The sequence below is a fragment of the Streptomyces sp. NBC_01429 genome (genome assembly GCF_036231945.1).
Classification (GTDB): Bacteria; Actinomycetota; Actinomycetes; order Streptomycetales; family Streptomycetaceae; genus Streptomyces.
The window spans coordinates 968385-989918 of the sequence record NZ_CP109599.1; the positions used below are offsets into that span (position 1 = coordinate 968385).

General features: G+C 71.5%; 23 protein-coding genes, 1 tRNA gene and 2 pseudogenes. 12 read left to right on the top strand and 14 right to left on the bottom strand.

Annotated features, from left to right (window positions below; all coding sequences use genetic code 11):
* Nucleotides 1-30: 30 nt before the first annotated feature.
* Together OG627_RS04145 and OG627_RS04150 are read left to right on the top strand one after the other, a co-directional pair.
* Nucleotides 31-216 carry a hypothetical protein gene (locus OG627_RS04145; RefSeq protein WP_329061517.1) on the top strand — a complete coding sequence of 62 codons (186 nt, stop codon included), beginning with the start codon at nucleotides 31-33 and terminating at the stop codon, nucleotides 214-216.
* Nucleotides 217-718: 502 nt separating this feature from the next.
* Complete coding sequence (locus OG627_RS04150) at nucleotides 719-970, top strand: EF-hand domain-containing protein (protein ID WP_329061519.1); 252 nt, start codon at nucleotides 719-721, stop codon at nucleotides 968-970.
* 319 nt (nucleotides 971-1289) lie between these two features.
* Here the strand turns inward: OG627_RS04150 and pspAA are convergent, their stop codons facing one another.
* From pspAA to OG627_RS04165, 3 genes and pseudogenes are all read right to left on the bottom strand, one after another.
* Nucleotides 1290-1568: a PspA-associated protein PspAA gene (gene pspAA, locus OG627_RS04155; RefSeq protein WP_329061521.1), complete on the bottom strand. Its 279-nt coding sequence runs from the start codon at nucleotides 1566-1568 to the stop codon at nucleotides 1290-1292.
* Between the two features lie 209 nt (nucleotides 1569-1777).
* Nucleotides 1778-2012, bottom strand: a pseudogene (locus OG627_RS04160) (thioredoxin-disulfide reductase); the annotation flags it as partial.
* A 20-nt stretch (nucleotides 2013-2032) separates the two neighbouring features.
* Nucleotides 2033-2146: pseudogene (locus OG627_RS04165) on the bottom strand (phosphotyrosine protein phosphatase); the annotation flags it as partial.
* A 170-nt stretch (nucleotides 2147-2316) separates the two neighbouring features.
* On the opposite strand from OG627_RS04165, the gene OG627_RS04170 reads away from it, so the two are divergent.
* The gene (locus OG627_RS04170; RefSeq protein ID WP_329061523.1) at nucleotides 2317-2883 is read left to right on the top strand and encodes a hypothetical protein; all 567 of its coding nucleotides are present in this window, start codon (nucleotides 2317-2319) and stop codon (nucleotides 2881-2883) included.
* 57 nt (nucleotides 2884-2940) lie between these two features.
* Here the strand turns inward: OG627_RS04170 and OG627_RS04175 are convergent, their stop codons facing one another.
* Entirely contained in the window at nucleotides 2941-3717 is a 777-nt protein-coding gene (locus OG627_RS04175) for a VOC family protein (protein ID WP_329061525.1), read from the bottom strand.
* A gap of 1181 nt (nucleotides 3718-4898) precedes the next feature.
* Nucleotides 4899-5084: a hypothetical protein gene (locus OG627_RS04180; RefSeq protein WP_329061527.1), complete on the bottom strand. Its 186-nt coding sequence runs from the start codon at nucleotides 5082-5084 to the stop codon at nucleotides 4899-4901.
* 882 nt (nucleotides 5085-5966) lie between these two features.
* Here OG627_RS04180 and OG627_RS04185 point away from each other — a divergent pair.
* Entirely contained in the window at nucleotides 5967-6401 is a 435-nt protein-coding gene (locus tag OG627_RS04185; RefSeq protein WP_329061529.1) for a hypothetical protein, read from the top strand.
* A 307-nt stretch (nucleotides 6402-6708) separates the two neighbouring features.
* Entirely contained in the window at nucleotides 6709-6891 is a 183-nt protein-coding gene (locus tag OG627_RS04190; RefSeq protein ID WP_329061531.1) for a hypothetical protein, read from the top strand.
* A 438-nt stretch (nucleotides 6892-7329) separates the two neighbouring features.
* Here the strand turns inward: OG627_RS04190 and OG627_RS04195 are convergent.
* Nucleotides 7330-7403 (bottom strand) — tRNA-Pro (locus tag OG627_RS04195).
* A gap of 212 nt (nucleotides 7404-7615) precedes the next feature.
* On the opposite strand from OG627_RS04195, the gene OG627_RS04200 reads away from it, so the two are divergent.
* Nucleotides 7616-8134, top strand: coding sequence for a mycothiol transferase (locus OG627_RS04200; protein ID WP_329061533.1), 519 nt, complete (start codon nucleotides 7616-7618; stop codon nucleotides 8132-8134).
* Here OG627_RS04200 and OG627_RS04205 read toward each other — a convergent pair.
* The 8 genes from OG627_RS04205 to OG627_RS04240 all read right to left on the bottom strand — a co-directional run bounded on the left by OG627_RS04205 (nucleotide 8109) and on the right by OG627_RS04240 (nucleotide 14960).
* Complete coding sequence (locus OG627_RS04205) at nucleotides 8109-8714, bottom strand: GNAT family N-acetyltransferase (RefSeq protein ID WP_329061535.1); 606 nt, start codon at nucleotides 8712-8714, stop codon at nucleotides 8109-8111. The two genes, OG627_RS04200 and OG627_RS04205, sit on opposite strands and share 26 nt — an antisense overlap.
* Nucleotides 8711-9283, bottom strand: coding sequence for a helix-turn-helix domain-containing protein (locus OG627_RS04210; protein ID WP_329061537.1), 573 nt, complete (start codon nucleotides 9281-9283; stop codon nucleotides 8711-8713). The genes OG627_RS04205 and OG627_RS04210 overlap by 4 nt, the downstream gene beginning before the upstream one ends.
* Before the next feature lie 50 nt (nucleotides 9284-9333).
* Nucleotides 9334-9864, bottom strand: a complete 531-nt coding sequence (locus OG627_RS04215) for a GAF domain-containing protein (RefSeq protein WP_329061539.1) — start codon at nucleotides 9862-9864, stop codon at nucleotides 9334-9336.
* A 31-nt stretch (nucleotides 9865-9895) separates the two neighbouring features.
* Nucleotides 9896-10561: a GTP-binding protein gene (locus OG627_RS04220; RefSeq protein WP_329061541.1), complete on the bottom strand. Its 666-nt coding sequence runs from the start codon at nucleotides 10559-10561 to the stop codon at nucleotides 9896-9898.
* Entirely contained in the window at nucleotides 10539-10910 is a 372-nt protein-coding gene (locus OG627_RS04225) for a DUF742 domain-containing protein (RefSeq protein ID WP_329061544.1), read from the bottom strand. The genes OG627_RS04220 and OG627_RS04225 overlap by 23 nt, the downstream gene beginning before the upstream one ends.
* A 2-nt stretch (nucleotides 10911-10912) precedes the next feature.
* On the bottom strand, nucleotides 10913-11350 hold the full coding sequence (locus OG627_RS04230; RefSeq protein WP_329061546.1) for a roadblock/LC7 domain-containing protein: 438 nt from the start codon (nucleotides 11348-11350) through the stop codon (nucleotides 10913-10915).
* 7 nt (nucleotides 11351-11357) lie between these two features.
* Nucleotides 11358-13289 (bottom strand): sensor histidine kinase, encoded by a 1932-nt coding sequence (locus OG627_RS04235; protein WP_329061548.1) that lies wholly within the window; start codon nucleotides 13287-13289, stop codon nucleotides 11358-11360.
* Between the two features lie 423 nt (nucleotides 13290-13712).
* Nucleotides 13713-14960, bottom strand: a complete 1248-nt coding sequence (locus OG627_RS04240; protein ID WP_329061550.1) for an MBL fold metallo-hydrolase — start codon at nucleotides 14958-14960, stop codon at nucleotides 13713-13715.
* Nucleotides 14961-15303: 343 nt separating this feature from the next.
* Between OG627_RS04240 and OG627_RS04245 the strand changes: the two genes are divergently transcribed.
* The 6 genes from OG627_RS04245 to OG627_RS04270 all read left to right on the top strand — a co-directional run bounded on the left by OG627_RS04245 (nucleotide 15304) and on the right by OG627_RS04270 (nucleotide 21511).
* Nucleotides 15304-16182 carry a carbohydrate kinase family protein gene (locus tag OG627_RS04245; protein ID WP_329072338.1) on the top strand — a complete coding sequence of 293 codons (879 nt, stop codon included), beginning with the start codon at nucleotides 15304-15306 and terminating at the stop codon, nucleotides 16180-16182.
* Nucleotides 16183-16283: 101 nt separating this feature from the next.
* A complete protein-coding gene (locus OG627_RS04250) occupies nucleotides 16284-17237 on the top strand; it encodes an STM4015 family protein (RefSeq protein ID WP_329061552.1) in 954 nt (317 codons plus the stop codon).
* A gap of 3 nt (nucleotides 17238-17240) precedes the next feature.
* The gene (locus tag OG627_RS04255; RefSeq protein ID WP_329061554.1) at nucleotides 17241-18407 is read left to right on the top strand and encodes an STM4014 family protein; all 1167 of its coding nucleotides are present in this window, start codon (nucleotides 17241-17243) and stop codon (nucleotides 18405-18407) included.
* Between the two features lie 32 nt (nucleotides 18408-18439).
* Entirely contained in the window at nucleotides 18440-19252 is an 813-nt protein-coding gene (locus OG627_RS04260) for an STM4013/SEN3800 family hydrolase (RefSeq protein ID WP_329072340.1), read from the top strand.
* Nucleotides 19249-20619: an STM4012 family radical SAM protein gene (locus tag OG627_RS04265; RefSeq protein ID WP_329061556.1), complete on the top strand. Its 1371-nt coding sequence runs from the start codon at nucleotides 19249-19251 to the stop codon at nucleotides 20617-20619. The genes OG627_RS04260 and OG627_RS04265 overlap by 4 nt, the downstream gene beginning before the upstream one ends.
* A 7-nt stretch (nucleotides 20620-20626) precedes the next feature.
* Nucleotides 20627-21511, top strand: coding sequence for an STM4011 family radical SAM protein (locus OG627_RS04270; protein WP_329061558.1), 885 nt, complete (start codon nucleotides 20627-20629; stop codon nucleotides 21509-21511).
* The last annotated feature ends 23 nt before the right edge of the window (nucleotides 21512-21534 follow it).

A 21534-nucleotide genomic window follows, 5' to 3' on the forward strand; every position in this document is an offset into this window, starting at 1 on the left:
GATCCCGACCACCCGCCGGTCAGCATGACGATGCTGCACAGGCACCTGCCCAAGGGGTTCACGCTGGACGGCCTTCGACAGGACCGGATCCTCAACGAGGCGTTCGAGACCGGCGATCCGCTGAAGCTGACGCGCCTGTTCGGCATCACGGAAAAGACCGCCATGCACTACGTCGGCGTCGCCCATCCGGAGAGGACCTCCCAACTCCCCCGGTGACGGCCGAGGTCAACCGACCGAATTCGGCGGCGCCCCGGTCGGCGGCGTCACGCTGCTCACCGACGGCCCGCCGGGCGCCCGGCCCACTGGCTGGCCTACTTCGCGTGAGGAGACAGTTCTCGGATCAACATCCATGCCGCTGGAGCCGGTTGCCAAGGTCATCGGGGAGTGGCGGGGTCGTCGTCTCCAGGCCGGGGGCCGGCCCCACGTGACATCCCCGCGCCAGGCGGCCGGCACGGTGTCCGCCTCCTCGGGCGAGCGCCTCCTGGATGCCTGCCGGGAGACCGTGCGGGTGCGGCTCCTGGGACTTTCGCCCGCACAGTGCCCGGTGCGAAGGCCCGCACGGGCGAGGTGAACGGCCACCTCGATGTCCGGCTCGGTCGACCGTGACGGGCGGAGGTGGTGGCCGGTCACCCGATCGGGTCGGGACCGGGTTCGTGCCGCGGAGCGTGGGCAGTCTGTCCTGGCACATGCCGGACATCTTGGTCGAAGGAGTACGTACATGTTGGTAAACGAAGCCGAGTTGCGGAGCCTGTTCAACTCGCTCGACCTCAACAAGAACGGCGTCCTCACCCGGGGCGAGCTGATCACCGCCCTGCGGGTGAAGGCGCGCAAGGAGGGCGGTACCTCCGAGTTCGCCTTTGCGGACTTCAAGGACATCGACGAGGCCATTGAGTTCTTCGACAAAAGCGACGCCGACCACAACAAGGAAATCACCTTCGACGAGTTCACGAAGACGTTCAGCACACGATGAACCCCACCCACCGGACCCAGGCCCGCTCACCGGACCCAGGCAGACCGGGGCCGGCGAGACGGGACAGCCAGGACGCTCTGTCGGACACGTCGCAGCGGTCGGTGCCCACGGATGCCCGCCGGCGGGGTTACCCGCCTGCGGGCACGGGATCCTCGCCGGTGCCGGGGTGAAGTAGAGGGTGCAGTTGGTGAGGCCGGTGAGGTCCAGGAGCTCGCGGTCGTCGTACTCCGCGTTGGGCGCGGGCGTTCCCACTGAACCTTGAGTGGCCCAGCTGACCAGGCCCGGCCGTGCGGGACCTGGTCAGTGCCGGGTCCGGAGGTCAGCCAGCGATGAGGCCGGAGTCGCTCAGCTTCTCGCGGACTTCGTCGAGGGAAGCATCAGATGACGGAAGGACTAGGTCGCTGGCTTCCTGAGCATCATCGGGCAGCGAGGTGCCCACCTCTCGAACCTTGCCGAGAAGAGCGGCCAAGGCGCCCCCAAGGGCTTCCTCGTCGTGGTCTTCCACCGCGGAAACCACCTGACTGTCCAGCGCATTCAGCACGTCGAGGTTGGATTCCGCCACCGTCCACTGACCCTCGCCCATGATCCTTACGATCACCGCGGTTCCTTTCGTTAGAAGGTCTTCGATACCCGTCCCCCAACGAGCGGATGACCAAGGGAGACACGCTGATCAAGATCGTCCGGAACCCTGCGATGGCTCTGCCGCCCCAAGACGCCGGAGATCAAACGATCCGGAACCTTCGGTGAGAACGCTCAACCTTCCCTACTTGTACTGCGGGACAGGGCGAGTCCTCCTCCCAGCGCCGCTCAGGTCGGGAAGGCGGCGGTCTCCGGCTCAGTCTCGACGGCGCCACGGGCAGCGAGGTAGCGCTCGGCGTCCAGGGCCGCGGCCGCGCCGGTGCCGGCGGCGGTGATGGCCTGGCGGTAGGTGTGGCCGACGATGTCGCCGGCAGCGAACACCCCCGGCACGCTGGTGCGCGTGGTCGGGGCGGCGACGGTAGCCCTCGGCGCCCAGGTCGAGCTGGCCGGTGAACAGCTCGGTGCTTGTGAGGCTTCGCCAGATCCCTGACCCGCCGGGTCCTCCAGCTTCCAGTCGAGATAGCGCTTGCCGGGGAAGACGGGGCAGGTGTCGCCGCAGCCCATGGTGATGCAGACGTCCGACTCGCGGACAGCGGGCGGTTCGACGGTCTTGCCCACGTCGTAGTGGGGTGCGGGATGACGATTGATTTAGTCACTCTATGGAGTGAATCTTTGACGTTGGGTGATCAAGTGGGGTTCCATGAAGGCGCCACATTGCTTACGCCGCCGGTCGGCCGGGACCGCGGCACGCGAGGAGGGGAATCAGCATGGGGATCCACTACAACGGTCCGGGCGGTAAGAAGCAGCCGCTGCGGGGCGGGATGGCGTTCGTCCTGTACTGGGAGAACGGTGACGACGGGCGGAAGATGCATCCGGTGGGGCTCGTCGGCAAGGACATGTCGCCCAAGGCGGGGGCGCCCTCCGGCCTGGTGCAGTTCCGGTTCAGCACCACCGCCACCGAACTCGACACATACGCCCTCAGGACCAGCCAGCTCCAGTGGCGGCCCGGCAACGGCCACTGGCAGAGCCTGTACCTGCGCAAAGGCAAGGACTACTACCTCGCCACGGACGGCGATTGGAAGATGCCCGCCATCAAAGATGCCGCGATCACCAGCGCCCACATTGCGTTCAGGCTGCGCATGGATATCGCGGGCAAGGGCGATATGTGGATCTCTGACGATCAGAACACTGGCAGCATCCGCATGCGGGACACAGAAGATGCCAGTGCTCGCCTGGTGGCCGTGCGGCGAGGGCCGGACGATGCCCCCGACGACCCCTTCGGGACGGAACAGAACTTCCCGGTCTACACCCTCGACGAGCTGAACAACATCTGAGGCTCCGTCTGCGATGCCTGCCCGGAGGCCGGGCAGGCATCGGGCGTAGGTTGCCGTCTACTTCGACTTCGGCCTGATCATCGCGAACGCCGCTCCCTCACGGTCGGCGGTTACCGTCGTCCGGCCCATCCGGGTCTCGGACGGCGGGATGAGGACCATGCCGCCCTGCCTGGCCAAGGCGTCCGTGCTGGCATCCGCGTCGTCGACCGCGATGAAGGGCAGCCAGCGCGCCGACATGTCGGGCAAGGTGACCGACGTGATGGTGCCGAATGTACGGCCGCCGACCCGCATGTCCTGTTCGGACTCCAGGCCCTCAACGAGCGTCATCTCGATGCCGAACACCTCTGAGTAGAAGGCGGCGGCGGCAGGCACGTCACTGGTGTGCAGCTCACTCCAGGAGAGCGAGCCGGGCTCGTTGACGACCTGGGCGCCGGAGAACTTGCCGGGCTGCCAGACGCCGAACACGGCGCCCTGCGGGTCCGCGGCGATCAACATCCGGCCGCGGTCTGCGACGTCCGCCACGGGATAGAGCACGGTGCCGCCCGCGGCGTCGATCGCGGCTCCGGTGGCCTCCGCGTCGGTGCTGGCCAGGTAGGTGATCCAGGCAGTCGGCGGCTGCGTCATGCCCTCGCCGCTTGGCATGGCCGGGCCGATAGCGGCCACGGCCTTTCCGTTCACCTCGCAGACCGCGTGCCCGTCGAGCTCTGCCGGGCCCACGTCGAACTTCCAGTCGAACAAGGCCTGGTAGAAGTCCAGTGCCGCCTGCTGGTCCTTGGCTGAAAGGTCGACCCAGCACGGCGTGCCGGTCGCGTACGGGGTGGTGACTTCGGGCATCACTTACTCCTGATGGTGACGTAGTGCAATCAACAGGTCACTCTCTCGATGCCGGCAAGCCGACGGCCACCCGACACGCCGTCAGCCTTGTCACCTACGAATGGGGGCTTTCGGGTGTAAGTACGGCCTCAGAGAACGTCGGTACAGCGGTGGCGCTGAGAACGATCATGGTCGGGGTGCAAGCATGCCGACCCGGTTCTCGCACTCGGCCCTGACCGTCCCGCTCGGCGGCTACGGATCGCTCTTCTCTCCCTCCTGGCCACTGTCCTGTCTCCGTGGCCGCCGCGCTCAGCTCAGCGCCTGTGTCTGATCCCGGAGCCCGTCGACACGGCGCAGGGCCCGGAGCCGCAGACGGCTTCGGGCTCTGCTGCTGCGCTATGTGATCACTAACGAGCTCGTGCATGGTTAGCGCTGGTGCGTCGAGGGCTGCGGATTGGCCGTCGTGAGGCGGTGCCCGCCGACGTGGAGGCGTTCAAGTTCTGGAGGATGGCTGATCCGGCGAACCTGCGCCGGGTGGCGGCCGGGACGTTCAAGAGTGTGCCCGCGCCGACAGGACGCCCTGCCTGGAACCCCTTGCGGCCACGGACGGCCAGCAGCCGGTCGCTGCCGGTGATCCGCCGTGCTGGTTCCGTCAGTTCGCATACCAGCAGACTCATCCTCACGGCCTTCGTCTCGGTCACGTGCACCTTGGTCGGAGCACAGGATCAGACGAAGGCCGACCTCACGTCCGGCGAACCCCCAGGTGAGCGACTCAGTTCAAGAAGCCGTTCGAGGCCCGGTAGATAAAGAACGACCTCGCCGACGTTGTCCTACGAAGCGATCAAGTCGCGTATCCCAATTAGCGGTCGAGTCGTCGCGGGGCTCCGGGCGGCCAAGTTCTTTGAGCCATCCAACGGCGACAAGCTCACAGCCATACCCAGAACCCCCGGGCCCGTCGATCTTACGAATGACCGACTCAGACCCACGCCTGGAAGGTAGGACAAGCTGACGGCCCGCCGACGGGATGTAGACCGGGGGCGACTGGCGGTCGGCCCGGCCGGCGGAAGCCTCGCGTGCGGTCCGGGCGCTCGTCGGCGGTGAAGGAGACCTCGGCGGCCCTGGCCGGGGTGAGGGGAGGCAGCCGGTGGCGGTGCACGGGCCCCACGGGTTCAGTGCACCGCCACCGATACCGGCTCGGGCGGCTACTTCCCCCACCAGATGCCGCCGGTGCTGACGGTCTTCTTCTTCTGGAAGGCCCGCACGGTCTTGGTGCCGTCGCCAGGCTCCTGGCCGAGATCGCGATCGATGGTGTAGGTGACCGCGCTCGCGTGGGACCCAAGAGCGATCAGGTGCATGGCCGTGCCCTTGAAGTAGTAGAAGAGGGTCACGCCGCCCTTCGTACCGGACTTGCCCCGGCTGGTGTGGTAGGCAGACCGCCGCCAAGGCCCACCGCGCCGAAGCCGCAGCCGCTCAGTCGACCGACGACGTCGTGGACGCGCCGGCGACCCGGTCGTGCTGCCCGCGCCGCGCCCGGCCGCCGTCGTCCCCGCTCCGGAGGAGCCCGCCGACATCGACGACGACCAGGAGCTGGTCCGGAATGCTGCCCTCGGACCGGCGCGTGGTCGCGGCGTTCGTGGTGAAGGCCCTGGCCGGGCAGGAACTCGTGGTGAACGGGCCGGACGCGGTCAGCAGCCTCTGCTACGTCGACGATTTCGTGGCCGGGCTGATCGCCATGATGGAGTCGGATGCCCCCGGGCCGGTCAACCTTCGGTGCCGGCGAGGGCACCGGGATCGGGAACCTGGCCGCACTGGTGGTCGCCACGGTCGGCTCCGGCACTGTCAGGACCGGCGCGAGCGCGGAATCGGGGGGGGGCGCCGCGCGCTGCCCCGACATCACGCTCGCCCGGGAAACCCTCGGATGGAAGCCCACCACCGTGCTGGAGATCGAGACCCGGGCGCCGTCTTCACCGCTGTGCCGGGCACCGCCGACAACGGACGCCGCCGGACCCTGCCCCACCCGGCGCCTCGAAACCGTCAGCGAGCGGGCCGCGAGGGAAGCGCGGGGCGGTCGCGGCCGCCTTCTTCGCCGCCGGGCGGCACGACGTCGCCGGACGGACGGGACGCTCGGGCGCGGCTGCGGCGGCGCTGCCCGCGAGTGGCGCTGCGTGGAGGAACTCGTACGAGTGAACGTACCCATGCGACCTGGTCACCCATAGGAGTCGTTCGGCACTGTGGGTAGTCAATTGTTTGGTGTGCAAGGGAGGTTCCTCATGACGGTTTTCAGGAAATCGCCTGTCGTCGCCGTGGCGGCCGGTGCGGCGTGTGTGCTCGCCGCGGGTGCGGTCGCGGTCGCGGTGCCGGACAAGGCGCCCGCCGCCCCGGCCGCGGCGCCGGTCGCGGTGGCTCCGTACGCGCGGGCCGCGGCGGTCGTCGACGCGGCGGGCAAGCTGATCCGGGGCAAGGCCGTCACGTCGGTCCAGCGCAAGGGCGTGGGCGAGTACTGCGTGAACGTCTCCGCCTCCGGGTTCAACGTCACCACCGCGGTGATCCTGGTGTCGCCGAACCTGAGCGCCGACCGGAACTCCATCATCGAGGTCGCGCGTTCCAAGCAGTCCGTGTGCGGGAGCAGTACCGGCTCTGTACTGGTGCGCACCGCCAAGGGCCCCGCCCGCAAGAACCAGGCATTCACCATGATCGTCGTCTGACCCCGACCGGACCGCCCGCCCCGCCCCGCGCGGCGCCGACGGGACAATGCTTCGGGCGCCGGCATGAGATCGCGGTGCCCGGCCGGTTGGCCGGGCGTACCAGGTGCTGGGTGGGGTCGAGGTCTCCCCAGGCCGGGCCAGGCAACGGAATACCGGGTTGCCTCCGGATCGGTCGTCGGGCGGTGTCAGATGGTGAATCGTTACCTCGGACCGGCCCGGGCGCGGCGCCCCCGTCCGCGTGCACCGCTTCGCGAATATGGGTGAGCAAGGGTGACACTCGACCTTAGTGGACAGTGGAGGACGCTCAATGCGCCGTATCGCCGCCGTACTTCTCGGATCTCTCGTGCTCAGCGGAATCGCCGTCACGTCGGCCCACGCGGACGACTACTCGGACTTCCAGCAGTTCAGCGCGCAGCTCAGCGCGGGTGAAGGTGCGGGTGTCCAGTACACGCAGAACCAGGACGGGGGCTGGGGCTCGGACGACGAGTAGCCGTCCGCCGCCTTCCAGGCTCTTCCCCCATGTCCCGGACACGGGTGGTGGGGAGAGGCGACGGGGATACGTCGCAACTGTTCCCCTCTCCCCGGCACGCCGCAGGCCCTCCGCGCCCATGCCCGGAGGGCCTGCGGTGTAGAGGAGTCAGATCACCTCTGGCTGACGCGCCGGTCGTACAGTGCCACTCACGGCCTCGCCACACGACCCTGACCACCACCCAGCGCTACCTGCACCCCGACGTACACACGATCACAGCAGCCGGAGCGGCGCTCTCGGCCCACTTCAACGCGCTGCGCGCACCACGCTCGCTGCCGAGCCCCATCGTCATGACCCGCTGACCCGGTCAAGGACGCTGGTCCCCAGCTGGTCCCCAAAAACGATCGAGGGCCGGTATCGGATTCCTCCGATACCGGCCCTGACCTCGACTCCCATGAGTCGGGACGACAGGATTTGAACCTGCGACCCCTTGACCCCCAGTCAAGTGCGCTACCAAGCTGCGCCACGTCCCGATGCCCGTCTGACCTGCGGTTTCCCCGGTCCGAACGCGCATGAGAACAATACCGCACTCCGGGCGGTGATCACGAACCGCTTTCCGGGCGGGCCCGGCCGGCTCACCGCGTGAGCGGTACGAGAGACACGAAAGGCGCGTCGCCGTGCCCGCGCGGCCCGTACGGGGGACCCTGAAGACCTGCCCCGTACGTCCCCACGAGAGGAGCCCGTCATGACCGCGAGCGGTGACCTGCTGATCGACGCCTTCGGCCGGATCCGCGAGATCGTCCACGAGGCGGTGGACGGCCTCTCCCCCGACGAGCTGGCCGTGCGGCTCGACGACGGCGCGAACTCCATCGCCTGGCTCGTCTGGCATCTCACCCGGGTCCAGGACGACCATGTCGCGGACGTGGCGGGGACGGAGGAGGTCTGGCTCGCGGAGCGGTGGTCGGAGCGGTTCGCGCTGCCGTTCCCGTCCGGTGCCACCGGGTACGGCCACCGGGCCGAGGACGTGGCCGCGCTCGGCGGCAGCGGCGTCGGGGCCGATCTGCTGGCCGGGTACCACGACGCCGTGCACGACCGGACGGTCGCGTATCTCGGCACGCTCGACGACGCGGACCTCGGGCGGATCGTCGACGACGCGTGGACCCCGCCGGTGACCCTCGGCGCACGGCTGGTCAGCGTCGTCGCGGACGACCTCCAGCACGCCGGGCAGGCCATGTTCGTCAGGGGCTGGCTGGAGCGCCCCTGACCGGCGCCGCGGCCGGGGCCGCGGTCAGGGCGGGGCCCGGGGCGGGCTCGTCGGCCCCGGCGGCGAGGTCCTTGTAGAAGAACGTCGTCGCGCGCGGCGTCCCGCCCGGGTCCGCCGCGTGTCCCGGGACCACCCCCACCGCCGTCCACCCCGCGGACCGGTACAGCGCCTCGGCGGGGCTGCCGGTCTGGGTGTCGAGCAGCAGCAGCGTCACCCCGGACCCTGCGGCCGCCTCCTCGGCGGCGGTGAGCAGCGTACGTCCGAGGCCGCGCCCCCGGGCCTCGCGGTGGACGAGCAGCTTGCCGATCTCGGCGCGATGGCGGCCATTGGCCTTGTCGGCGTACGTCACCCCGACCGTTCCCATGACGCGCCCGCCGGACCTGGCGACCCGTACGGACAGCCGTCCGTCCCGTACGGCCGGGGCCTGCGCCCGCCACCAGCCGGCGGCGGCGGCCCGGTCCAGCGGGTCGAGGAATCCGACCGAGGCCCCGCCCGCGACCGCGTCGACCAGCAGCTCGGCCAGTTCGTCGGCGGCGGCGAGGAGTCCGTCGGCGGACAGGGCCGCCACCTCGTGCCTCACGGCTGGACCACCACGATCGCGTACCGGGCGGGCCCGGGTCCCGGGCAGCGCAGCCGGGTCGGCCCCCACAGCCGGGTGCGCAGGCAGTCGCCCGTGCGCAGAAGGTGCGGCTCGCGCCCGACCGTGAACTCGACCGTTCCCTCCAGCACCCACAGGTGCTGCTCCATGCCCGGGACCGGCGGCCGCTCGTACGCCACGTCCGCGCCGGCCCGCAGGGTGGCCTCGACCACCTCGGCCCGCAGCCCGGCCTGCGGTGGCGAGACCGAGCGGCGTACGAAACCGGAGGCCGCGTCGGTCCAGACGGTCTGCTCCGCCGCCCTGACCAGCTGAGCGGGTTCCGCCTCGACCTCGCTGAGCAGCTGCGACATGGTGCGTCCGTACACCGCGCAGACCCGGCCGAGCAGCGACGCGGTGGGGCTGATCTCGCCGCGTTCGGCGCGCGACAGCGTGGAGCGGCTCACTCCGCTGCGGCGGGCCAGCTCCTCCAGGGACCAGCCGCGCGCGCTCCGCAGCTCGGCGAGGCGCTCGGCCAGCAGCGCGTCGACGGGGTCGTCAGCGTTCTCTCTCACATCTGGAACGATATCCCGTATCCGAGACAGGGCGGGACGGTCTCACGGTCTCAGAGATGGCCGGACTCCCTGCGGTGGATCTCCGCCATCAGCTGCCCGGCGAACGACTTGATGGTGTCCAGCCCGGTCCGCCCCCAGCGCCGCGGCTCGGTGTCAGCGACACAGACGGTGCCCAGCGCCATGCCCGTCCGGTCGATGAGCGGCGCACCGAGGTACGAGCGGATGCCGATCTCGTCCACCAGGGCGTTCCCGGCGAACCGGGGGAAGTCCCGTACGTCCTCCAGGACCAGCGCCTTGCGCCGGACCACCACATAGGGGCAGTAGCCGTGGTCCTTGGCCATGAACCGCTCGCCCAGGTCGCCCGGCGGCGCGTGCAGTCCCGCGAAGAACTGCCGGTGTTCGTCGATGAAGTTGACCATCGCGTACGGAGCGCCGGTCATCCGGGCCAGCTGGCCGGCGTAGGCGTCGAGGGCCGGCTCCGGGCGCTCCCCGAGGCCGAGCCCGCGCAGCCGCACCGCCCGCTCGGGCGCCCCTTGGTCGACCGGGGTCAGCAGCAGACGGCCGATCGGGTCGTACGTCATGCGCGGGCTCCGTCGGTCGGGGATATCAGGGTCATTCGGCGTTCTCCGGTACGGGAGGCAGCGGCGGGGACGAGGTGATCAAGTGTTGAACGAGCGTGACCAGGGTCTGGATACCGGAACTGGCGATCCGCGCGTCGCAGAGCACGATCGGCACCTCGGGCTTGAGGTCTATCGCGGCCCGCACCTCCTCCGGTTCGTAGCGGTACGAACCGTCGAACTCGTTGACCGCGACGACGAATCCGATGCCGCGCTGCTCGAAGAAGTCCACGGCGGAGAAGGAGTATTCGAGCCGCCGGGTGTCGGCCAGCACGATCGCGCCGAGCGCGCCCCGTGACAGCTCGTCCCACATGAACCAGAAGCGCTCCTGGCCGGGGGTGCCGAAGAGATAGAGCACGTGCCGCTCGTCGAGCGTCAGCCGGCCGAAGTCCATGGCGACCGTCGTGGAGGTCTTGGCCTCGACCCCCGTCAGATCGTCGGTGGCCGCGCTGACCTGGGTCAGCAGTTCCTCGGTGCTCAGCGGCGCGATCTCGCTGACCGCCCCGACGAACGTCGTCTTGCCGACCCCGAACCCGCCCGCGACCAGGACCTTCAGCGCGGTCGGGAACGGCTCCGGCTCCGGCGCCGGAAGGGGGTCGGCACGGAGGGCCGGGGCGGGGGCGAACCCGGACAGGGGGTCAGAGCTGTCGTCGTAGGCCATCGAGCACTGCCTCCAGCAGGAAACGGTCGGTGGGGTTGTCGAAGCTGTTCGGTGGCCGTGCGGCGATCGCCCCGCAGTCCACCAGGTCGGAGAGCAGGACCTTGGTGACCGTCGCGGGCAGCCGCAGATGCGCCGCGATCTCCGCCACCGAGGTCGGCCCCTGGCAGAGCCCGACGGCCTGGGCGTGCTCGGGACCGAGATGCGCCTCGGGCACCGACCCCGTGGACATCACCAGCGTCAGCAGGTCCAGCGCCGTCGTCGGCCGGGTCCGGCCTCCACTGACGGCGTACGGGCGGATCAGGCGGCCGGCCGCGTCGTCGAGCCACGGTCCTTCCGTCGGGAGCGGCACGGTCAGCGGGCCTCGGCGCCCGGTGACGTACCGGCGCCCTGTCGCAGGGGGGTGACCAGATACGGCCGTACGCTCTTGACCAGCATCGCCATCTCGTAGCCGAGCACCGCGGCGTCCGCCTCGCGGCCGGCGAGCACGGCGAGACAGGTGCCGGAGCCCGCCGTGGAGACGAAGAGCAGGGTCGAGTCCAGCTCCACGACGACCTGGCGGACCTCACCCCCGTCGCCGAAGCGCGCCCCGGCGCTGCGGCCCAGGGAGTAGAGACCGGAGGCCAGGGCCGCCATGTGGTCGGCGCTGTCGGCGTCCATGCCGTGCATGGACCTGACCAGGCCGTCGGAGGAGAGCAGCACGGCGCTGCGCGTATAGGGGACTCGCTGGACCAGACCGTTCAACAGCCAGTCGAGGTCCGAGACATGGCCGGTGGGCACATCGCTCGCCATGGTTCATCTACTCCTTCGAAGTGGGGGTGGTGTCGTGGCGCTGCGGTTCCGGCAGAGGGGCCGCGGGGCGGTCGTCGAGCGGATCGGCCGGTGAGGCAGGCGAGGCACCGTGGACCGGCTGGGACTCGGCGAGGCCGATGCCGCGCTGGAAGGCGGCCATCAGGCCGGGATCGTGGAGCGTCGGCTCGGTGGGCCGGGGCGGGGCGGGGGCGTCCCTGAGCTGCGGTACCAGATGCTCCTGGCCGCGCCGCCGGGGCAGTTGGGGCTTGCTCGCGGCGCTGTGGATCGTGCCGTCCGGCTCCATGACACCGTCGTCCGCGCCGGGAGCGGGGGCGGCGGGAGCGGGGGCCGCGGGCGGCCGGGGCGGGGGTACGGGGGCGGACTCGGGGCGCCGGTCGGCGTGGCGGGGGCCGGGGCGCTGCGCGTGCGCGCCCCGGACGGGCAGCGGGGCGGGGGCGCCGGGCTGCCCGGCGCCGTTCTCGGACGACTGTGAGTGGGGCTGCCTCTCGTACGTCTGAGGCTTCGGCGGCATCGGCTGCTGCTGCGGCTGGAGCTGTTGCGGCTGCTCATGCGGCGGCTGTTGTTGCTGTTGCCCGGTGAACGGCTGGTGCCGCGGTACGGGTGGGCCCGCCGGAGCGGCCGAGCCCTGACCCTGACCCTGCCCGTGTCCCGGGCCGTCGGTCCGGTCCGAGCCGAGCAGCGTCTGCGGCAGGACCAGTACGGCCTGGACACCGCCGTAGATGTTGGCCTGGAGGCGTACCGCGATCCCGTGTCTGCGCGCCAGCGCCGAGACCACGAAGAGTCCGATCCGCCCGTCCTGGAGCAGATGCGCCACATTCACCCGATCGGGGTCGGTGAGCAGGGCGTTCATCCGCTTCTGCTCGCCCGCCGGCATCCCGAGCCCCCGGTCCTCCACCTCGATGGCGAGCCCGGCCGTCACATGCTGCGCCCGCAGCAGGACCTGGGTGTGCGGGGAGGAGAACAGCGTGGCGTTCTCGACCAGTTCGGCCAGCAGGTGGATGACATCGGCGACCGCGTGGCCGCGCAGGGTGCCGTCGATGGGCGGCACCAGCTTGATCCGCGGATACTGTTCGACCTCGGCGATGGCCGAGCGCAGCACCTCCGTCATGGCGACCGGCCTGCTCCACTGGCGCCGGGAGACGGCCCCGCCGAGCACGGCGAGGTTCTCGGCGTGCCTGCGGATACGGGTCGCCAGGTGGTCGACGTGGAAGAGACCTTTCAGCAGTTCGGGGTCCTCGACCTCGTTCTCCAACTCGTCGAGCAGCTGGATCTCGCGGTGGACCAGCGACTGGAGCCTGCGCGCCAGATTGACGAAGACCTCGACCTTCTGTTCGTTCTTGACGCTCCCGGAGATCTGGGACGCCTGCACGACCGCGCCGAGGGCGGCCTCCTGGGAGCGGCTCAGTTCCCGTGCGAGCAGGTCGAATTCATCGCCGCCGAGGACGGCCGCGGTGGCTTTCTCGCCGGTCCTCTCGCCGGTCCTCTCGCCGACCTTCTCGCCCCGTCCGAGCCGTTCGACCACCGCGCGCAGCTCGGCCTGTCCGCGCGCGCTGGAGAGGCGCAGTTCGTCGCAGCGCCCGAGGAAGGACCTGGCGGTACGTTCCGCGCCGAGCGCGGCGGCGGCGATGGCGGCGAAGGCGAGCAGCGCCGTCCCGAACAGGGCCGTCCAGATCCGCGCGGTCGGTTCCGCGCCGGTGGAGCGCAGGACGAGCATCACGGCCGCCGCGCCGCTGAGCGCGGCGACTATCGCGGGCAGAACCGCCGTACGTACGAGTTGCGGCCGTATGCGGGCGTCGGGCGCCGTCGGCGCCTGTGCCTGCGCCCTGGCCGGGGAGAGCGGCGAGCGGGGGCCGGGCCGGCCGTGCCGCCCGCCCTCGCGGCGCTCGGGCCGCGCGGCGGGTGCGCGAAGTTGAGACATCAGTGTCCTCGGTACGTGAGGCCCCGGGAAGCGGCGTCGTGCTGGTGTTCCGGAAACGGCGCAGCGGCAGGACCGGCGCATGCCGCTTCAGCCCTCCGTTGATCACCGAGCACACACGGTAGTCGTCAAGCGTTCCCTCGCGGTGGGGAGTTGACGAAGTTCCCCACAGAGCGTCCCACCCCGGGATGAGGCATCGCACACCAGCACGAAATACGGCATTCGAACGAGGGCTCCGGCGGCGCGGTGTGCGCGAGCTGCCCGCACGGCCCGCGGAACCGGGGCCGGGGCCGGAACCGGGGCCGGGGCCGGGCACGCGAGTGGGGCCGGGCGACAGCCCGGCCCCACTGGGCCCGTCCGGGCGAACCTCACCCGGACAGGCCGTCGTCCGTCGTACGGCCGCCGCCACGCGCGGCCGCGGGTTGGCTACGCGGAGGACGCCGTCTCTTCGGCCCGGCCCGCCGCACCCGTCCCCTTCGGCCCGGCGCCGAGGTCCGTACCTGCGATCACCTCGGCGATCGCGGGCGCGGAACGCGCGGGCCAGCCGCCGGCCGGGGGCACCGCCACGGAACGCCACCACGGGGAGTCGGGGACACCGTCCCCCGTGGGCTCGAACGGCTGTCCGGGGATCGGCAGCGCCAGCCCGGCGCCCGCCTCGTCGGCGGCGGCCACCGTACCCTCGCCGGGCTCGGCCCACGGGTGCGGGGCGAGGTTGAAGGTGCCCCAGTGGATGGGGAGCATGACGCCGGACGGGCGGCCGCCCTGGAGGTCGAGGTGGGCGCGCATCCCCTCGGCCGGGGTCATGTGGATGTCGGGCCAGTGCTCGCTGTACGCGCCGATCTGGATCATGGTGGCGTCGAAGGGGCCGTGCTCGGCCCCGATGTCCCGGAAGCCGGGGAAGTAGCCGGTGTCGCCGCTGTGGTAGACCCGGTGCTCGGGTCCGGCCACCACCCACGAAGCCCAGAGCGTGTGCTGCTGGTTGCGCAGGCCGCGCCCGCAGAAGTGGCGCGCGGGGGTGGCGGTCAGCCGGATACCCGCGACCTCGGTGGACTCGTTCCAGTCGAGTTCCCGCAGCCGGGACGGAGCCACCCCCCAGCTCTCCAGATGGGCACCGACGCCGAGCGGCACGGCGAAGACCGTGTCGGTGGAGACGAGCGCCTTGATCGTGGGCAGATCGAGGTGGTCGTAGTGGTCGTGGGAGATCACGACCACGTCGACGGGACCGAGCGAGGCGAGCGGTGCCGGTACGGGGTGCAGCCGCTTCGGCCCCGCGAAGGCGAACGGCGAACAGCGGTCGCCCCAGACCGGGTCGAAGAGCACCCGCCGGCCGTCGATCTCGGCGAGGACGGTGGAATGCCCCATCCAGGTGAGCCGCAGCCCCGAGGCGGGGGGCTTGGCGAGGTCCGCGAGGGTGGTGGGGTGGACAGGGATGGCGCCGGACGGGGCCCGGCGCGTACGCGCGTCCTTCTGGAAGTAGATCTTCGCCAGCTCCAGGCCCGAGGCGCCGGACGGTCTGGTCCTGGACCCCACCGGGTTCTGGAACACTCCGTCCGCGAAGTTGGGCGAGCGGTGGATCCGCTCCAGCCTCTCGCCCGCCGAGTCGGCCCCGAAGGCGGTGGGTCGCAGCGAGCGCAGCCGTGAACGCAACGGAAGGGGGGAACCAGCGCCTGTCACAGCACCTCCTGGAGGTTCGATTTCGTCCTATTATGACCGTGTATACAGAACTGCGCGGGTCGAGTCGATCACACTCGATCAGGACACGACCCGGCGCCTCGTACGCCGGTCCAACGTTGTCAGTGCCCCCAGGATTCCCGAGTACGCCCCCAATCCGGCCGTCGTCGCCGGGCCGCTCGATAGGGTGACGGCGACAGCGGGGGCAGTCAGGGGCGGGGCCGGTAGCGCGGCGGTACGCACAGGGACGCCGGGCCCGGTCGGGCCGGCGGACATCAGGGCACCGGAGAGGGAGATTGTGGCTCAGCAGGGGACCGATCAGACCGATCAGCTCCATCACGACGTGCTGGTCGTCGGAGGCAGCGGGGTGGACACCGTCGTCCGGGTCGACTCGCTGCCCGTACCACTGGCCGACTCGGTCTCGGTGGGGCCGATCCGCGAATGGCCGGGCCACACGGGCGGCAATGTGGCGCTCGGCTGCCGGGCCCTGGGCCTGGACGTGAAGTTCCTCGACTACATAGGCGACGACTGGACGGGCGGCCAGGTCCGCGAGCGGCTGGCCGCCGGCGGGGTGGACTTCGAGGCGCTGATATCCCCGGCGGGCACGCGCCGCGCCGTCAACCTCGTGGACAGGACGGGCCGCCGGATGTCCTTCCACGACGCCCGGGACCCGGACGATCTGCGGATGCCGCGCGACTTCTATCTGCCGCATCTGCGCCGTACGCGTCACGCGCATCTCTCCCTCACCAACTTCGCCCGGTACCTCTTCGACGACATCGAGGCGCTGGGCGTACCGGTCTCGACCGATCTGCACGACTGGGACGGACTGTCGGACTACCACCGGGAGTTCGCCTTCCGCTCCGATCTGGTCTTCCTCAGCGCGGCGGGCGCGAAGGAGCGCATCGCCTCCGTGATGCGGGAGATCCTGCGCGAGGGCCGCGCCGAGGCCGTGATCGCCATGGCCGGGGCGGGCGGCTCGTATCTGATGACGCGGGAGGGCGGCCGTACCCCGCGCCCGGTCCCCGCGACCCCGCCGCCCGGTCCCGTGGTGGACTCCAACGGCGCGGGCGACGCGTACGTCTGCGGTTTCCTGCACGGCAGGCTGGCCGGCCGGGGCCTGGAGGAGTGCGCCCGGCTGGGCGCGCTGGCGGGCGCCCACGCCTGCACGGCGGAGGGCGGCGAGGCGCTGATCGGGCCGGACGCGCTGCTGGTCGACAGCGTCTGAGCGGCGCACGGGCGAGCCTCGCCACCGGCGTTGTCAGTGGCGCTTGGTAGAACTGCTCCACATCAACCGACCACCGCACGCCGGTGTCTGGAGCGTTCGACATGACCAACAACGACGACTACCTGCGGGAGCTGTACGGCCTGCCCGTCTTCGGCTTCCCCGGCGCCGACCGGACCGGGGAGCTGCCGGACCCGGCCTCGGTGGCCTGGCGTATCTCGGTCGATTCGTACGGTGCGGACGAGGAGTGGGAGGAGGCGTTCGCCCGTTTCACGGCGAGCGTCGACACCACCGGCGTCCGGGCGCTGATCGTCGGTTCGTGGAGCGAGGCGTACGAATCGGCGTCCGACCCGATCGTGTCGGCCCTGGTCGCGGCCCGCGACCGGCTGCCCGGACTGCGCGCCCTGTTCATCGGCGACATGATCAGTCAGGACTGCGAGATCTCCTGGATCACCCAGGGAGCGCTCACCCCGCTGCTGGACGCCTTCCCCGGGCTGGAGGAGTTCGGAGCGCGCGGCGGCGCCGGCCTGGTGTTCCCCGCCGTACGGCACGAGCGGCTGCGCTCGCTCACCATCGAGACGGGCGGCCTGGACGCCGAGGTGGTGCGGGGCATCGGCGCGAGCGACCTGCCCTCGCTGGAGAGCCTGGACCTCTGGCTCGGCACGGACGAATACGGCGCGAACACGAACGTGTCCGACCTCGAACCCATCCTGGCCGGCTCCCGCCTCCCCAGGCTGCGCCATCTGGCGCTGCGCAACAGCGACATCCAGGACGAGATCGCGACCGCGCTGTCCGGCGCCCCCGTCGTGGCCCGTCTGGAGAGTCTCGATCTCTCGATGGGCACCCTGGGAGACGAAGGCGCGGAAGCGCTCCTCGCGGGCCAGTCGCTCACGCACCTGAAGAGACTCGATCTGCATCACCACTACGTGGGTGAGGAGACACGCGCGCGTCTCCTGTCCACCCTCGGCGCGGCCGGAGTGGAGGTCGACCTCTCCGAGGTCGAGGAACCGGAGGAGTGGGACGACGAGGAACACCGCTACGTCGCGGTGGCCGAGTAGCCCGTGCGCCCCCTCTCCAGCGGCCGGGACCGGGAGCCGCGACTGACCGTCGTCGGGATCCCCGGCAACCGCCGCACGACGCTGTTCCAGGACGCCGTACGGGCCGCCGGGCTGCCCCCGGCCCGGGAGGTGTCCTGGCTCGATGTGCTGCGTGGCCGGGCCGGGTTCGCGGCCGGTGAGACCGTACGGATCGACTCGCCGGGCGAGGACCCCGAGGTGGACCGGCTGCTGCGCGGCGCCGAGGACTCCACCCGCGTCGAGGGCACGGGCCGCTGGTACGAGCGGTTCACCGCCGCAGCGCGCGAGCTGGGCGAGCGGGCCCGGGGCGCCGGGGCCGAGCTGCTGGACGACCCGGAGGAGCTGGCGGTGCTCTTCGACAAGCGGCTGTGCCACGGCGTGCTCGACGCGGCGGGCGTGGCGGTTCCCGAGTCGCCCACCTCGGGCGCCGACGCCCCGGCCGTCCATGGCTGGGACGACGTACGGGCCCTGATGGCCGGGGCCGGGCTGCGCCGGGCGTTCGTCAAGATCGCGCACGGTTCCTCCGCCTCCGGAGTCCTCGCCGTGCAGATCGCGGGGCCCGGCCGGGTGCGGGCCACCACGTCGGTGGAGCGGGACGCGGCCGGGCGGCTCTACAACTCGCTGCGGGTGCGCACCTATACGGGCGAGCGCGCGGTGGCCGCCATCGTCGACACCCTGGCCCCCGACGGCCTGCACATCGAACGGTGGCTGGCCAAGGGCACGGTGGACGGCAGGTCGGCGGATCTGCGCGTGGTGGTCGTCGCGGGCCGGGCGACCCACGCGGTCGTACGGACCAGCCGCTCCCCCATGACCAATCTCCATCTCGGCGGCGCGCGGGGTGACCTCGACGCGGTCCGCGCCGAGACCGAGGCGTCCGGCGGCAGTTGGTCCGCCGCCCTCGCCCTGTGCGAACAGGCCGCGGACTGCTTCCCCGGCACCCACTGTGTGGGTGTCGACCTGATGCCGTCGTCCGACTGGCGGCGGTTCTCCGTCTGCGAGGTCAACGCCTTCGGCGATCTGCTGCCCCGCCTCACCGGCCTGCCGGGCAGCGGCGCCGAGGGGCTGGACACCTATGCGGCGCAGCTCGCGGCGCTGCCCCGGCGCGCCGTCCGTGCCCCGGAGGAAGGTGTGGCATGCCGGGCCCCGAGGTGAGGGACGTGGCCGGTCCGGCCGGCCCGATCGACATGAACGAGGTCGTCGGGCGGGACGATCTGCTGCTCGTCACCCTCGACACCCTGCGTTTCGACGTCGCGCGGGAACTCGCGGCGGCGGGCCGGATCCCCCATCTCGCCCGCCATCTGCCGGAAGGCCGCTGGGAGAAGCGGCACGCGCCGGGCAGCTTCACCTACGCCTCGCACCAGGCGATCTTCGCCGGGTTCCTGCCCACCCCCGCCGCCCAGGGGCCGCATCCGCGGCTGTTCGCCGCGCGCTTCGGCGGCAGCGAGTCCACCGCCGAGCGGACCTACGTGTTCGACAGCGCCGATCTGGTCTCCGGGCTCGCCTCGGCGGGCTACCGCACGGTGTGCGTCGGCGGGGTCGGCTTCTTCAACAAGCGGGGGGCGCTCGGCTCCGTACTGCCGGGCATGTTCCAGGAGAGCCACTGGGAGCCGGAGTTCGGTGTCGCCTCGCCCACCTCCTTCGAGGCCCAGGTCGACCGCGCGGAGCAGGTGATCGCCGGTCTCGATCCCGGGCGGCGGCTGTTCCTCTTCGTCAATGTGGCCGCGCTGCACCAGCCCAACTGGTTCCATCTGCCGGGCGCCACCCGGGAGGCCGGTGACTCCCGGGCCACGCACGCCGCCGCGCTGGAGTACGTCGACCGGCACATCGGCCGCCTCTTCGCCGCCGCGAGCAGCCGCCGCCGCTGCTTCGCCATCGTCTGCTCGGACCATGGCACCGCCTACGGGGACGAGGGCTGGACCGGTCACCGGCTGGGCCACGAGTCCGTGTGGACCGTGCCGTACGCCCATTTCTTCCTGGAGCCAGGTGGAGCCCGATGACCACACCCGCCGTACCGCTCCCGTACGGGAGCCACGCCGTGCCGCGCCCGTACGAGAGCTACGTCTACGCCTATCCGCACAAGACGGCCTACCGCCCGCTGGCCGACCGCCCCGCGCTGCGCGAGCTGTGGGCCGGGGAGCGCAAGGACGCCCTCTCGCTCTATCTGCACATACCGTTCTGCGAGGTCCGCTGCGGCTTCTGCAACCTCTTCACCCGGATCGGCGCCCCCGACGAGCTGACGACGCGCTATCTCGATGCCCTGGACCGCCAGGCGACCGCCGTGCGCGACGCGCTCGACGGCCCCGACGGCCCCGGTGCCCCGCGGTTCGCCGCCGCGGCCTTCGGCGGCGGTACACCCACCTTCCTCACCGCCGGGGAGCTGGAGCGGCTCTGTGACATCGCGGAGAAACGCATGGGCGCCGATCTGCGCGCCGTCCCGCTCTCCGTCGAGACCTCCCCCGCCACGGCCACCGCCGACCGGCTGGCCGTGCTCGCCGACCGGGGCGCCACCCGGCTGAGCATCGGCGTCCAGACCTTCGTCGGGGCGGAGGCGAAGGCCGCCGTGCGGCCGCAGCGCCGCGCCGAGGCCGAGGCCGCGCTCGGCCGCATCCGCGACGCGCGGATCCCCGTCCTCAACATCGATCTGATCTATGGCATCGACGGCCAGACCGAGGCCAGTTGGCGCCACTCCCTGGACGCCGCGCTGGCCTGGCAGCCGGAGGAGCTGTACCTCTACCCCCTGTACGTCCGGCCGCTCACCGGCCTCGGCAGGCTCGGCGCGGGCGGGGACGCCGCCTGGGACGCCCAGCGGCTGCGGCTCTACCGGCAGGGGCGCGATCATCTGCTCGGCCACGGCTACGAGCAGGTGTCCATGCGGATGTTCCGCCGCCCCGGCTCGCCCGCGCAGGGCGCGGACGACTACGCGTGCCAGACGGACGGCATGATCGGGCTGGGCTGCGGGGCCCGTTCGTACACCTCCGCGCTCCACTACTCCTTCGACTACGCCGTCGACATGCGCGAGATCCGGGCCATCATCGACACGTACACCGCGACGGAGGACTTCTCCCGCGCCGAGGTGGGGCGCCGCGTCGACGGCGACGAGGCCCGCCGCCGTCATCTGCTCCAGTCGCTGCTCCAGTCGCGGGGCCTGGAGGTGGCGGAGTACCGGGAGCGGTTCGGCTCGGCGCCGGCCGAGGACTTCCCGGCCGAGCTGGACCGGTTCGCCGCGCTCGGCTGGCTGGACGAGGGCGCGGACCCCGGCCTGCTGCGGCTCTCGCCCGAGGGGCTCGCGCACTCGGACGCGCTGGGCCCGGCCCTCTTCTCCCCCGCCGTGCGGGCCGCGATGGCCGCGTATCTGCCGAAGTGAGATCCCTGTGGACCTGACGATCCTCTACCGCGGCCCGCTCGCCTCCTGCGACTACGACTGCCCCTACTGCCCGTTCGCGAAGCGGCGCGACAGCCCCGGTCAGCTGCGCGCCGACCGGGCCGCCCTGGAGCGGTTCGCCGCCTGGGCCTCACGGCCCACCGACGACCGGCTGTCGGTGCTGTTCACCCCCTGGGGCGAGGGCCTGGTCCGGTCCTGGTACCGGCGGACGCTCACCGAGTTGTCGCACCTGCCGCACCTGCGCCGGGTGGCGATCCAGACGAATCTGAGCTGCCGCACCGACTGGCTGGCGGACGCCGACCCCGAGAAGCTCGCGCTGTGGTGCACGTACCACCCGGGGCAGACGCCGTACGACCGGTTCCTCACGAAGGCCCGTGAACTGGCGCGTCTGGGCATCCGGTTCAGCGTGGGGGTCGTCGGCCTCGACGAGCATCTGGAGCCCGCCCGCAGGCTGCGCGCCGAGCTGCCCGCGCACGTCTATCTCTGGATCAACGCGGCCGAGGGGCACACGTACACGGACGAGGAGGCCGCCCGCTGGACGGACCTCGATCCGCTCTTCCCGTACAGCCGCCATCCGCACCGCTCGGCCGGTCTGCCCTGCCGGACGGGCGAGTCGGTGATCTCGGTGGACGGCGCGGGCACGGTGCGGCGCTGCCACTTCGTCCCCGCCGAGCTGGGCAATCTGTACGACGGCTCGTACCGGCGGGCGCTGGCGCCGCGGGAGTGCCCGCTGGCGGTGTGCGACTGCCACATCGGCTATGTGCACCTGGAGACGCTGCCGCTGTACGACGTCTTCGCCGGCGGAGTGCTGGAGCGCGTCCCCGCCCCCGCCCCCACTCCCGCCATATCCCTGTCCCCGACCGGCTCGACGTGACGGGGGCCACCGGGCTCCCGTCG